The sequence below is a fragment of the Aliiglaciecola aliphaticivorans genome (genome assembly GCF_054782055.1).
The window spans coordinates 55,741-69,269 of record NZ_BAAGTF010000045.1 but is presented as its reverse complement, the minus strand read 5'-3'; the positions used below and the strand labels follow the sequence as shown (position 1 = coordinate 69,269).

The window sequence follows — 13,529 nt, the reverse complement described above, 5'->3', positions numbered from 1 at the left end:
TGCATTTAAAGACACTAATTGAAGAGTCCAATTCAATTTGGACTGAATATAGACATCATCTGATTTATTTCTTGATTGCTAAAGGTAATCGCGTCTACAAGAATCTCAGGGTCTAAATCAACACTTGCAAAAATAGCTGAATTCACAACCTCCTCAGGTTTACCAGGAAACTGGGTTGCCAGCAAATAGCCGACGATTGAGGCCACATGCATAATCGCCACTTCTTTGTTTCCCATGGCATAATCTTGATCGGCAATATGCATAATGGTCATTGATATTTGGGTAGGCAATTGCCAGAGTTGTAAAATCGTTGAGCTGCATTGGGGATAAGTAAAACCAAGAATATCTTTTTGCAATTCAAATGGCAGAATTTGATGGTCTGTTGGAATACATTTAGCAGCCAACTCAGGGCTTTGTTTTGTCACAACCAATTCCGCTAAATTATGTAATAAACCTAATAAAAAGAAACGTTCAGAGCCCCTAATTCTAGCTAATTTCGCCATATGCTTTGCCAGCAATCCGGTGTATAAACTCTGTCTCCAGAAACGCTTAAGATCCATATTTTCACTGCTTAGTGAATCGAAGGCGTCTTTTGCTGTTTCAGCCATCACTAAATTATACAGTGCTTCCCCCCCTAAAATACTTACCGCTTTACCAATATTATCGACCTGTGATCGAAATCGAAACAGGGGACTATTGGCCAATTTGAGAAGCTTGGATGCAAGTGAAGGGTCTAAACTAATAAGGTTACCAATATCGTCAACGTCGGATTGATGATCGTCTAACATTTCACGAATACGAAGGCATATCTCCGGCAACGCGAATGAAGCGCTTGCATTTTTGGCGTAGTCAATTGCTTGCATAAATACTTCTGAGTGATCTGTGATTGCTGATAGACACCATTATAGCCACTGTGAGTTGAAATTTTGTTTTTTTTTATTCTCCATAATCAAAGGTATAGTTAATTTAGCAAAACTGCCAGCCTCCGCATCTGAATTGACAAAAAGGTTGATATTTATGCTGTAAGGCGTACGGTATATTTCATAACATTTTGTTAACGCGGGACTCAGAATGGAAGAACTCTCAGGGTTAGATGCTGCTTTTTTATTTTTAGAAACTGAAAAAGTGCCTATGCATATAGGTGGGGTTTGCATAATAGAAGGCTCGATGAAATTCGAAGAGTTTTACGAGTTTATTGAAAAGCGCGTTCACCTTGTATCTAAGCTCACCGAGAAATTAGTCACCGTTCCCTTAAGCCTCAATAGACCATACTGGGTGGAAGACCCTGAGTTTGATTTGAGTTTACACATAAAGCGCACAAAACTGCCTGCGCCAGGCTCATGGAAAGAACTTCGATATGCGGCCTCCCAACATTTTTCAACCTGTCTGGATAGAAGCAGGCCACTGTGGGAGTTTGTTTTTGTTGAAGGTTTAGACAAGGTATCTCAAGTACCAAAAGGATCAGTTGCCCTGATTACTAAAGTGCATCATTGTGGGTTTGACGGTAAATCCGGCGCTGACCTTATGGCTATGATGTGGGATATCACCCCCAAACCAAGGCCGATTCCCGCGATAAAGCCAAAACCGCAAGAAAAAATTCCCGGTCCAATGAACCTTGTTGCCCGCAGTGCGTATAATTTAGTCAGTATTCCTGGAAAGTTACCAGGTTTGTTGTGGAATACGGGGAAAGCAACACTGAAGGCCAGCTATCTGTCCCGTGTGCACGGTATAGAAGCGCCAACCCTTCCCTTTCGAGCGCCCAAAACGCCTTTTAATGGCATTGTTGAGCAAGAGCGAAAGTGGAATTCAGCTTTACTTGAAATTGACCGGGTAAAAGCCATACGGAAAGCAGTCGATGGGGCGACCCTAAATGATGTCATTTTGACTATTTGTGGAGGGGCTTTACGAAAATATTTGTTGGCCAAAGATGCGTTACCTGAACAACCATTGGTAGCCATGGTACCGGTTTCAACACGCTCGAAACAAGAAAAGAACGCCATGGGAAACCAGGTCTCTGCCATGTATATACAATTGGCAACTAACCTAGAAGACCCAATTAAACGATTGGAAAAAATCCATATAAACACCTTGGTTGGCAAGTTGTACCAAGATGCCATAGACGCAAAAAGTTTAATGGGTTACGCCGACTTAATTCCTTTTGGTTTAGCGGGCGTGGCGTCGCGGTTTTATACTCGAGCAGCTTTAGCTAAATGGCACAAACCGTTTTTTAATTTGGTCATTACAAATGTTCCTGGGCCAAATGTTCCACTTTATTTGGGTGGACATAAACTCATTACCAATATGGGCACAGCCCCTATATTTGATGGTATGGGGTTAATTATGCCGGTGTTAAGTTACGATGGAACTATTACTATCAGTCCAACTAGTTCCGCGAACTTGATGCCTGACATCGATGTTTTAACCAAATGCATATTAGATTCCGCAAATGAATTGGAAGCTGCCGTGCATAAAAAGCAAGCGAAAATGGCTGCGTTTAACGCTTTATTAAATGAAAAGTAATGGGCGCGCTAAATACCAAAGAAGTAGGGAATTTATATGAACAACGAATTAGCCACAATAGCTAACAACCGTCCTAAAAAACGACATATGCTCACCGAAGGACGTGCGCTATTCGAATTCGGAACAACCAGTTTGATGATGCCACTGTTGTTACAGGCCCCCCGCGGTGATAAACATCCAGTGATGGTATTACCCGGTTTTTTAGCCTCAGATATTTCCACCAAACCTTTACGCACTTTCCTTAAAATGAAAGGTTATAAACCCCATGGTTGGGGGTTAGGCAGAAACCTGGGGACCCATATTGTTGGTGGACGACATATCGTCAGTGACCAATTGTTGAATAAAGTCATAGAATTACATGTCAAATATGATGCAAAAGTTAGCCTTGTAGGCTGGAGTTTAGGCGGCATTCTCGCGAGGGAAATTGCGCGAGCGATACCCGACTGTGTACGCCAAGTGATTTCACTGGGTAGTCCATTTAATGGTCCCCAAGGCTCTGCGCCGGTTGCAGCTAAAATGTTTGAATTAATTAATGGTGATCTAAGCCAGCGAGAACCTGATGCAGCTAAACGAATTATTCCTCCACCGGAGGTTCCCAGTACTGCTATTTTCTCCCGCAGTGATGGAGTGGCTCATTGGCAATCTTGTATGAACGCCAACGAACATCTGCACGCGCTTTCAGAAAATATTGAAGTCAAAGGTAGCCACATGGGGTTAGGTCATAATTCCCGTGTGCTATGGATAGTCGCAAACCGCTTAGCGCAAAAAGAAGGGCACTGGCAGCCTTTTAGACAAAACGTTTTTCATAAAGTACTGTTTCCAAATCCTGATAGGGCATAAATTTGAGGGAAGTAATTAGCAGCGAAGAACGATTCGCAGACGTAAATGGAATTACCTTGTGTTACCAAACCTTTGGCAACCCTAACGATAGACCCTTGTTGTTGATTATGGGGCTAGCCACTCAAATGATCCATTGGGATCCGCGTTTTTGTCAAAAACTAGTGGACCAAGGGTATTGGGTAATTCGCTTCGACAATCGCGATATTGGTAGAAGTACCATTTTGCAAAATCAAAAAAAGCCGACTCTTTTTTCAGTGGCGGCGAATCAGTTGTTCGGTAAGAAACTTCACGTCCCTTATAATTTGCATACTATGGCTGGCGACGCGGTAGCATTATTAGATCATCTAAAGGTTGAGCGTTGCCATTTAGTTGGGGTATCCATGGGCGGGATGATTGCCCAATGTATTGCAATTGACTATCCAAATCGAGTTGCCAGTCTTACCTCGATTATGTCGACTACGGGCAACCGCAGGCTGCCAAAACCGAAAAAGTCGGTCATGTTCAGCATTCTGCAACCGCCTCCTAAAGAGCCCAAAGCCTATCTGAGGTATTCAGTAAGACTGTGGAAAATGCTCCACGGTAAACATTACCAGTTTGACCAAGCTAAAATTGCAGCACTATTACAACACGCCAGAGAGCGCTCGTTCAATCCAGACGGAGTATGGCGACAAACCTGCGCAATACTAGCCTCACCCGATCGCACTCAAGCTTTGCACAAAATTAGCTTACCTAGCCTTGTCATTCATGGTGATAATGATCCGTTAGTCCCTGTAGAGTGTGGAATCGCAACCGCTGCAGCGATAAATAACTGCGAACTGTTGATTATCAAAGGAATGGGACACACCTTGCCAGAGGAAGCGTGGGAGCAAATTATTGACAGTATTGTGAAGTTAGCGGATTAGTCAAATGCAGCCTGAGTCGCCCCCCAAGGATGGTTAATCAAAAAGATCCCCTTGTTGCGGTGTTGTGGTGTTAAGATTGGCTTGTTTTTTACGTTTCGCGATGGCTTTACGCCTTTGGCAAGCTTTGACAATGACACGTTTTGCGTAAGGAGTAGCTTGATTCCAATAAAGCCTTTCGTCTCTACTTCGAAAACATCCTGAACAATAGCCACTTTTTCCCGATTGGCAAACACCAATACAGGGGCTAGGAATGTCAAAAAACTCGAGTTGATCCACAATATTGGCTTATTTAGATAAATTCAGATCATTTCCTATAGTTTACACCTTTATGCAGTAGTAGGTGAAATACCGATTAGAATCGAAATGATCTGAGATTAAATGAGCCTATGGCTACTCTGGATATTGTGCGAATTTAGGTGCTGCTTGTCCTTCGTCGTACCAAGCAAATTTCTCTTCCCAAAATATATTGGCTTGGGGAGTGATATCAGGAACCCCATCTAAAAATCCTGCGGGTATGCACAACAGACTGCCATCACGGGTTAAATAAGGCACCTGAGACCCACATTCGGTACAAAACACATTGCTAAAGCGCACTGCATTTGGCAAATCAAAACGTTTTATGTTGTCTTTACCGCTGTGCCATTGAACATTATCAGGATCGGTAAAAATGAGTGAGGCGAAAGCTGAGCCTGTTTTCTTTTGACAGCGATCACAGTGACACTGATAAAAGCGTTTAAATGGGCCGTGAACCTCACAGGTTACTGTTCCACATAGACAGCTACCTTTGATTTCCTGAGACATCGTATTTCCTTTTAAATAGGTTTGATTTTAAAAATGAATCTAGCTTATTGAGGGTCTAATTTACAGACCTATTCCTAAGATAAACCGCTCCTTCTAAAATACATCAGACATAAAAAAATGCCAGTATGCTTAACACAGACTGGCATTCTTAATATCCGTTAAAGCATTACTTTTTCTTTGCTTTAGGATTCGGCAAGTCAGTAATACTTCCTTCGAAGATTTCAGAGGCTAAACCGATTGACTCATTCAACGTTGGGTGAGCATGAATTGTCAAAGCAACATCTTCAGCATCAGCGCCCATTTCAATGGCTAGACCAATCTCACCTAACATTTCACCTGCGTTGATACCGATAATTGCACCACCGATAACACGATTAGAATCTTTTTCGAATATCATCTTAGTCATACCTTCAGTACGACCTGAAGCGATAGCTCTACCAGAAGCAGCCCAAGGGAAAGTAGCCGTTTCGTAACTTACGCCTTGCTCTTTCGCTTCTTTTTCAGTTAATCCTACCCAAGCGACTTCTGGGTCAGTGTAAGCAACCGAAGGAATACATTTAGGGTCAAAGTAATGCTTCTTACCAGCAATCACTTCTGCAGCAACATGACCTTCATGTACCGCTTTGTGAGCAAGCATAGGTTGACCAACAAGGTCACCAATTGCATAAATGTGGCTAACGTTAGTGCGCATTTGCTTATCAACGTTAATGAAACCGCGTTCATCTACTTTTACACCCGCTTTATCGGCAGCAACTAAACTACCGTTTGGACGACGTCCAACGGCAACAAGAACTTTGTCGTATTTGACTGGTTCCGCTGGTGCTTGTTTACCTTCAAAGGTAACATACAAGCCGTCTTTTTTAGCTTCAACTGCAGTCACTTTGGTTTCTAACATCACGTTAAATTTGTTTTTAACGTATTTTTGATAGATTTTGATAACGTCTTTATCCGCAGCTGGGATCAACTGGTCTAAAAATTCAACCACATCAATTTGCGAACCTAGAGAACGATAAACGGTCCCCATTTCCAAACCAATAATACCGCCGCCCAAAACGAGCATTTTTTCTGGAATGTCTTTCATTTCCAATGCACCGGTAGAGTCGATTACACGATCATCATCATTTGGAATGAAAGGAAGAGAAACTGGCTCAGAACCCGCAGCAATAATCGCGTTATCAAAAGTGATGGTGGTTTTACCGTCTTTACCTTCTACTTCAAGGGTATTAGAACCGGTGAACTTACCGTAACCTTGCACAAATTTAACTTTGCGCATTTTCGACATACCTGATAAACCTTTAGTAAGTTGCCCTACTACACTGTCTTTCCAGCTGCGTACTTTATCTAAATCAATTTTCGGCTCACCAAAGACTACACCATGGGATGCCATTTCTTTTGCATCATCAATAACTTTGGCAACGTGAAGTAACGCTTTAGAAGGGATACAGCCTACATTAAGACATACTCCGCCTAAGGTTTCACGGGAGTCAATGATGACTGTTTCAATACCTAAATCGGCAGCTCTAAAAGCTGCGGAATAACCACCAGGTCCTGCACCTAGCACAACCAGTTGAGTTTTAATTTCGCTCATTATGACCTCAAATTTCGAATTCTATTCTGACAGACCTGTAAAATACTACCTTCGCAACAGTATGTTAGCAAAGGAAAGCACGACTAATCACGAAAAATATCAAAAAAGTGCGCTTTTACATTATTTATATATAAGCGCACCTATATTGCTAGCTAAAGTAGAATTTGACGAAGATCTGCTAACACATTGCTTAGGTGCACCGCAAAGCGTGCAGCCACAGCACCATCGATCACACGGTGATCGTATGACAATGATAGTGGTAACATAAGTCTTGGTTCAAAATCTTTACCATTCCATTTAGGTTTCATCTCACTCTTTGAGACACCCAAAATAGCCACATCAGGAGCATTTACGATAGGCGTAAATGCCGTACCGCCAATGCCACCTAAGCTAGAGATAGTAAAACAACTACCCTGCATGTCTGGGCCTTTCAGTTTGCCTTCTCTGGCTTTAATACTAATTTCAGTAAGCTCACGAGATATTTCGACAATACCTTTTTTATCTACATCACGCACAACAGGAACAACAAGTCCTCCTGGCGTCTCAACCGCAATACCAATATGGTAGTACTTTTTCTGGATCAAAGATTCACCAGACTCAGATAATGATGTATTAAATACTGGATAGGCCTTTAACGCATCAGCTACCGCTTTCATCATAAACACTAGCGGTGTTATTTTAACCCCGAGTTTACGTTTTTCGGCGATGACATTTTGTTCTTTACGGAATTTTTCTAACTCAGTAATATCCGCTTCTTCAAACTGAGTAACATGTGGAATCGTTACCCAATTGCGATGCAGATTCGGTCCAGAAATTTTCTGAATTCGCGTAAGAGGAACTTCTTCCACTTCACCAAACTTAGCAAAATCCACTTTAGGTGGAGCGAGTACTTGCAAACCACCTGAACCGCTTCCTACCGATGAACCTGGCGTCATCTTAGGACGTGATAATTCATATTTAACAAAAGATTGAACATCTTCTTTTAAAATACGTTTCTTAGGACCGCTACCAGTTACCTGAGTTAAATCGACACCAAACTCTCTTGCTAGGCGTCGTACCGAGGGTGAAGCATGCACTTTACCACTGGACTTTTTATCCGCCGCAGAAGGATGATGAGGAACTGGAGGTTTGCGAGCACTTGCAGGCGCTGCTTGAGCTGGGGCAGCAGGTGCCGCAGCTTTTTGTGCAGGAGCAGGGGCCGCAGCCTTAGGCGCTGATTTTTCAGTGACTTCAAGGGTAATAACCAAACTACCTTCAGACACTTTATCACCGACCTTGAGTTCAACACTTTTTACCGTACCACTTTTGGGTGACGGCACGTCCATCGTAGCCTTATCTGTTTCCAACGTAACCAGTCCGGCTTCAGCTTCAATCTCATCACCAGCTGCAACTAGTACTTCAATCACATCGACATCAGTGTCGCCACCAATATCTGGGACGTTAACATCAATCACAGACGTCGTTTCTTCACCGGAATCTGCCTCTTCTGTTGCAGGCTCTTCTGAAACAGTTGCTTCTTGAGCTGGCGCGGATGCAGGTTCTGACGCTGCAGGCGCGGCTTCAGCGCTTGAGTCTGATGCACCTTGCGTTGCTAACTCAAGTACTAAGGTTCCTTCAGAAACTTTGTCGCCCACTTTAATTTTTAAGGACTTAACCACACCCGCTGCAGGTGATGGTACGTCCATTGTGGCCTTATCAGTTTCCAACGTAATTAAACCGGTTTCAGCTTCAATTTCATCGCCTTCAGCAACCAGTACTTCAATAACGTCCACATCGGTATCACCGCCAATATCAGGCACTTTAACTTCAATCACTTCACTGCTTGAACTCGCTGCAGCTTGGGACGTTTGAGGCGTTGATTCTGGTGCTTTTTCTGGCGTTGCATCAGACGCTGGTGCTTCTGACGAAGCACCTTCAGCAGCAAGTTTCATTATCAAAGTATCTTGACTGACTTTATCGCCAACCTTTACCAAAATATCGGCAACTGAGCCTGCAAACGGCGCAGGAATATCCATACTGGACTTATCACTTTCTACCGTTATTAGGGAAGATTCAGCTTCAACCTCTTCGCCAACCGAGACACAAATTTCGATAACTTCTACTTCTTCACCGCCCACATCGGGGACCAATACATCTTTTAAATCTGACATTTTGAGTCCTCCCAATTACGCGTAAAGCGGATTAAGTTTGTCGCCATCAATACCAAACTCTTTGATAGCCTCTAGTACAACTTTCTTATCGATATCACCGGCTTTGCTTAACTCCGTTAGCGCAGCTAAGGCGATAAACTTAGCATCAACTTCGAAATGGTGACGCAAGTTAGGACGACTATCAGAACGTCCAAACCCGTCTGTACCTAGCACTTTATATTGACCTGGAACAAATGCACGAACTTGATCTGCGTAGTTTTTAACGTAATCAGTAGCGGCAATAGTAGGACCTTCGAATCCTTCTTCAAGTACGCTGGTGATATAAGGTACTTTAGCTTTTTTGTCTGGATTAAGCATATTGTAATGTTCACAATCTAAACCATCACGGGCCAATTCATTAAATGAAGGCACACTATATACTTCAGAAGCTACAGAAAACTTATCTTTCAACAATTGCGCAGCTTCACGCACTTGCAACAAAATAGTACCAGAACCAAGTAATTTAACTTTCTTCTTACTCTTCGCTGTGCCTACTTTTTCTAGAGAATATATCCCTTTAATGATGCCTTCTTCTGCCCCTTTAGGCATTTCTGGCTGGGCATAGTTTTCGTTCATTACCGTTAAGTAGTAGAAAACATTCTCATGATTTTCACCCATTCGACGTAAACCGTCTTGTACCACAACGGCCACTTCGTAACCATAAGTCGGATCGTAAGTCACACAGTTTGGAATCAGAGCCGCTTGCACGTGGCTATGTCCATCTTGATGCTGTAAGCCCTCACCATTGAGTGTCGTCCGGCCAGCGGTTCCACCTACCAAGAATCCTCTTGCCTGACTATCACCGGCTGCCCACGCCATATCACCCACACGTTGGAAACCAAACATAGAGTAATAAATGTAGACTGGGATCATAGGTAAATTATTGGTCGAGTATGACGTCCCTGCTGCTAACCACGACGCCATAGCACCGAGTTCGTTAATCCCTTCTTGTAACACCTGACCTTTTTTATCTTCACGATAGTAGGCCACCTGGTCAGCATCTTGAGGAACATATTTTTGTCCCTGACTAGAATAAATACCCACTTGGCGGAACAAACCTTCCATACCAAAAGTACGGGCTTCATCAGGAATAATAGGTACGATACGACTACCAATCTGTTTATCTTTGAGCATAACAGTCAAGACGCGAACAAAGGCCATGGTTGTGGAGATCTCACGCTCTCCAGAGCCTTTAGTGATAGCTTCGAAAGACTTTAACGGTATCGCAGGTAAATCTTCTGTGCTGTCAGCTAAACGGGTTGGCATATATCCAAACAGTTTTTCTCTGCGTCGTCTAAGATAAGTTAACTCTGGGCTATCTTCAGAAAACTTGTAATAAGGTAAGTTTTCAAGATCCTCATCAGCAACCGGAATATTGAAGCGATCACGATATTGGCGAACCGCATCGATATCCATCTTCTTAACGTTATGGGCGATATTCTTACCTTCACCAGCAGAACCTAAACCATAACCTTTAACGGTCTTGGCAAGAATTACCTGCGGACGACCTTGGGTTTCTGAAGCGCGTTTATAAGCAGCATAAACTTTAACCGGATCGTGCCCACCACGATTCAAACGCCAGATATCGTCATCTGACATATTTGAAACCATTTCTTTCAGTTCTGGGTATTTTCCAAAGAAGTTCTCACGGGTGTAAGCGCCTCCTTTAGCTTTGTAGTTTTGGTATTCACCATCTACCGTTTCATTCATTACATCAAGTAACTTTCCAGAAGTGTCACGCGCTAAAAGCGGATCCCAATAGCGACCCCAAATCACTTTGATGACTTCCCAACCCGCACCGCGGAATGTCCCTTCTAATTCTTGGATAATCTTTCCATTACCACGAACAGGTCCATCTAGACGTTGCAAATTACAGTTAATAACGAATGTTAAGTTGTCTAAACCTTCACGGGAAGCTAGACCAATAGCACCTAAACTTTCTGGCTCATCCACTTCACCATCACCCATGAAACACCATACGCGCTGTTCTGAACAATCTTTTAGTCCACGATTGGTAAGGTATTTTAAGAAACGGGCTAGGTAGATAGCCTGCATTGGACCTAAGCCCATAGATACCGTTGGAAACTGCCAAAAATCTGGCATCAATTTAGGATGCGGGTATGAAGAAATCCCCTTGCCATCCACTTCCTGACGGAATCCATCTAACTGCTCTTCCGATAAACGACCTTCGATGTAAGCTCGCGAATATATGCCGGGAGAAACATGCCCCTGAACAAATAAATAATCGCCGCCATCCTTGTCGTTAGGTGCGCGGAAAAAGTGGTTAAAGCCCACATCATAAAGCATAGCTGAGGATGCAAAACTTGATATATGGCCACCTAACTCTAAATCTTTCTTAGAGCCGCGCAAAACCATCATCATTGCATTCCAACGGATTGCTTGACGAATTTTAGCTTCAATCGTTTGATCCCCGGGCATAGTCGGTTCTTGACCTGCGGGAATGGTGTTTATATAGGCAGTTGTCGCTGTATAGGGTAAGTACGCACCGTTACGGCGAGCCTTTTCTATCAAGCTTTCTAATAAGTAGTGGGCGCGTTCTACACCCTCTTCTTCAAGTACTGCGTCTAGGGCTTCTATCCATTCCTGGGTTTCTTGTGGATCCACATCCGGATGCATCATATCAGCCATGGTGCTTTCCTTTAGTTAGTTTAAAGATAAATTTACTGACCGAGAAAACAAAGAATAGTTTATTTTCATATTCTTTTCTTTCAGTTCAGTAAGTAAATTACATAAATTAGCAAAATTAACTTTGCCAAAAAGGTTATTCCTGTATTTCAATTCTTCTAAGTGCCCGTTGCACTCGGGTATCTTGTCGATTGATCTCTAACAAAATATCTTCAATGAACGCCAAATGTTCATTACTTGCTTGTCTTGCTGTTTCTGGATTACGAGAAACTATGCCAGCTAATATTTTTTCACGTTGCTTATGAATTATGTCAGTAACATCATCTCGAATTGCCAACATTTCAAAGTTCGCTTTGATATTTTCCTGCAACATTGATTTCAAACTACGCATAACATGCACTAACACTAAATTATGTGAAGCCATGGCCATGGCAAGATAAAACTCCACCAAGGCTTTGGACAAATCCGTTTTGTCTGACTTTTTAGAAAGCTCTGAAATCGAGGCTAGTGCATTTTCGAGTTTGATATAATCTTCTGGTTGCCCTCGCAAGGCAGCATAATAAGCCGCCATGCCTTCTAAAGCATGACGAAATTCTAATAAATCAAATTGAGTTTCTGGTCGTTTGGCAATGAGATCCATTAGTGGATCTGTAACCGATGCAGTTAAGTTGCGCTTGACAAAAGTACCGCCGCCTTGTTTACGCAACAATAAACCGCGGGCTTCTAAATTTTGAATCGCTTCACGCAAGGACGGCCTAGAAACAGCAAACTTCTCGGCAAGTTCACGCTCAGATGGTAACTTTTGCCCGGCTAATAAACGGCCGTCAATGATCATTGATTCCAACTCTTCAGTAATCACATCAGAAAGTTTTCGTGACTGTATGCGTTGCATGTTTGCGCGTGCTTCCTCAAAAAGTGTTAGGGCTCGCCATAGTGTTAATTAGCAAAAAACGCTTCTGCTACACCCACACACTAAAATTGGTAAGACCATTTTACCTAATAGGTTAGACTAGTTATTTAATTACGTAAACCTTTTACCTGAAAAACTTTTTCAAACATTCTGTTAAAAAAACTCGAAAGTTGTTAAACAACCTATTTTTAAAGGCTTTTCATGAATGGTCAGACCACAATCCGCAAATTGGCGCAAAGTGCAGTTAATTTACCTCAGCCAACCCGAAAGGGACAACACCGAAATTAACACCACTAAAAACATTACATTTCGTTTTGCTAATCGAACCAGAGTACAAGGTTCTTCAGTATAGTCTGATTTATCACATTCGACTTCCTCTGCAGCATCAGCAACACTGCATAACATTTCTTTAGCTGAAATACTAAGGTCAAATAAATAGGTTAACCATATGGGAAGCGCTTTGGAAAAATGCCCCATTAAAAGTAATCCTAAGGTGGTTATTCTGACAGGCAGCCAATCAAGTACCGCCATTAATTGTTCAGCGATAGTGAGGTCTTGCTGATATTCATTTTTATAAGCTTCTGTTGAGCTTCTTGCTATTACATACATCACGGCACCAGCAGGGCCCAGAATGGCAAACCAAATAATGACAGCTGCATAATGCTGGTAATTCAACCAAACTAAGGCTTGACCAAATGACCTTGGGCTGTCACCGCTGTGTCCTAATTGATCCGCATACAGTGAACAAGCTTGAAAATCACCTCTATTTGCCGCTTGCAGATAACATTTATAAATTTCCCGCAACTTTGGGCAACCGATACATACCATTAAAATAGCGGTATCGAGAATTAATCTAATTAACGAGTTATCCAGGCTATTTAGCAGCACCAGAATGAAAAAAGCAGGGATTAACACAGCCGCTAAAAAAGTAATACTGGTCATATCTTCAGAAAAGATACCTTTGCGGGTTAAGAAATTTTGGTATATTCCATTGTAAAAACTCTCTCGCCAATATTTAGTTTGGGTGGCTATACGCTCTGCCATTAAAACCACAATTAAGCTTATTAATGTCATGGAACTTCCTTTTGTTAATTATCTTCATTTAAAAAAACTGTGGATTGCATTAAAAATCA

11 protein-coding genes are annotated in these 13,529 nt (G+C 42.3%); 3 read left to right on the top strand and 8 right to left on the bottom strand.

What is annotated here, in order from left to right; genetic code table 11:
* Positions 1–32: 32 nt before the first annotated feature.
* Entirely contained in the window at positions 33–863 is an 831-nt protein-coding gene (locus tag ACYVIL_RS18385) for an HDOD domain-containing protein (protein WP_460314025.1), read from the bottom strand.
* A 208-nt stretch (positions 864–1,071) separates the two neighbouring features.
* Between ACYVIL_RS18385 and ACYVIL_RS18380 the strand changes: the two genes are divergently transcribed.
* The 3 genes from ACYVIL_RS18380 to ACYVIL_RS18370 are packed head-to-tail and all read left to right on the top strand — an operon-like array spanning position 1,072 to position 4,262.
* Positions 1,072–2,520 (top strand): WS/DGAT/MGAT family O-acyltransferase, encoded by a 1,449-nt coding sequence (locus tag ACYVIL_RS18380; RefSeq protein WP_460314023.1) that lies wholly within the window; start codon positions 1,072–1,074, stop codon positions 2,518–2,520.
* Between the two features lie 36 nt (positions 2,521–2,556).
* Positions 2,557–3,360, top strand: coding sequence for a hypothetical protein (locus tag ACYVIL_RS18375; RefSeq protein WP_303475698.1), 804 nt, complete (start codon positions 2,557–2,559; stop codon positions 3,358–3,360).
* Positions 3,361–3,362: 2 nt separating this feature from the next.
* Positions 3,363–4,262, top strand: a complete 900-nt coding sequence (locus tag ACYVIL_RS18370; protein WP_460314021.1) for an alpha/beta fold hydrolase — start codon at positions 3,363–3,365, stop codon at positions 4,260–4,262.
* A gap of 33 nt (positions 4,263–4,295) precedes the next feature.
* Here ACYVIL_RS18370 and ACYVIL_RS18365 read toward each other — a convergent pair whose 3' ends face one another.
* The 7 genes from ACYVIL_RS18365 to ampE all read right to left on the bottom strand — a co-directional run bounded on the left by ACYVIL_RS18365 (position 4,296) and on the right by ampE (position 13,470).
* Complete coding sequence (locus tag ACYVIL_RS18365; protein ID WP_303475702.1) at positions 4,296–4,538, bottom strand: DUF1289 domain-containing protein; 243 nt, start codon at positions 4,536–4,538, stop codon at positions 4,296–4,298.
* 114 nt (positions 4,539–4,652) lie between these two features.
* Positions 4,653–5,063 (bottom strand): GFA family protein, encoded by a 411-nt coding sequence (locus ACYVIL_RS18360; RefSeq protein ID WP_303475704.1) that lies wholly within the window; start codon positions 5,061–5,063, stop codon positions 4,653–4,655.
* Positions 5,064–5,229: 166 nt separating this feature from the next.
* Positions 5,230–6,651: a dihydrolipoyl dehydrogenase gene (gene lpdA, locus ACYVIL_RS18355; RefSeq protein WP_303475705.1), complete on the bottom strand. Its 1,422-nt coding sequence runs from the start codon at positions 6,649–6,651 to the stop codon at positions 5,230–5,232.
* Positions 6,652–6,803: 152 nt separating this feature from the next.
* Complete coding sequence (aceF, locus tag ACYVIL_RS18350; protein WP_303475706.1) at positions 6,804–8,801, bottom strand: dihydrolipoyllysine-residue acetyltransferase; 1,998 nt, start codon at positions 8,799–8,801, stop codon at positions 6,804–6,806.
* A 15-nt stretch (positions 8,802–8,816) separates the two neighbouring features.
* Positions 8,817–11,489, bottom strand: coding sequence for a pyruvate dehydrogenase (acetyl-transferring), homodimeric type (aceE, locus tag ACYVIL_RS18345; protein ID WP_303475707.1), 2,673 nt, complete (start codon positions 11,487–11,489; stop codon positions 8,817–8,819).
* A 133-nt stretch (positions 11,490–11,622) separates the two neighbouring features.
* Positions 11,623–12,378, bottom strand: a complete 756-nt coding sequence (pdhR, locus tag ACYVIL_RS18340) for a pyruvate dehydrogenase complex transcriptional repressor PdhR (protein WP_303475708.1) — start codon at positions 12,376–12,378, stop codon at positions 11,623–11,625.
* Positions 12,379–12,645: 267 nt separating this feature from the next.
* The gene (ampE, locus tag ACYVIL_RS18335; RefSeq protein ID WP_460314017.1) at positions 12,646–13,470 is read right to left on the bottom strand and encodes a beta-lactamase regulator AmpE; all 825 of its coding nucleotides are present in this window, start codon (positions 13,468–13,470) and stop codon (positions 12,646–12,648) included.
* Positions 13,471–13,529 lie beyond the last annotated feature (59 nt).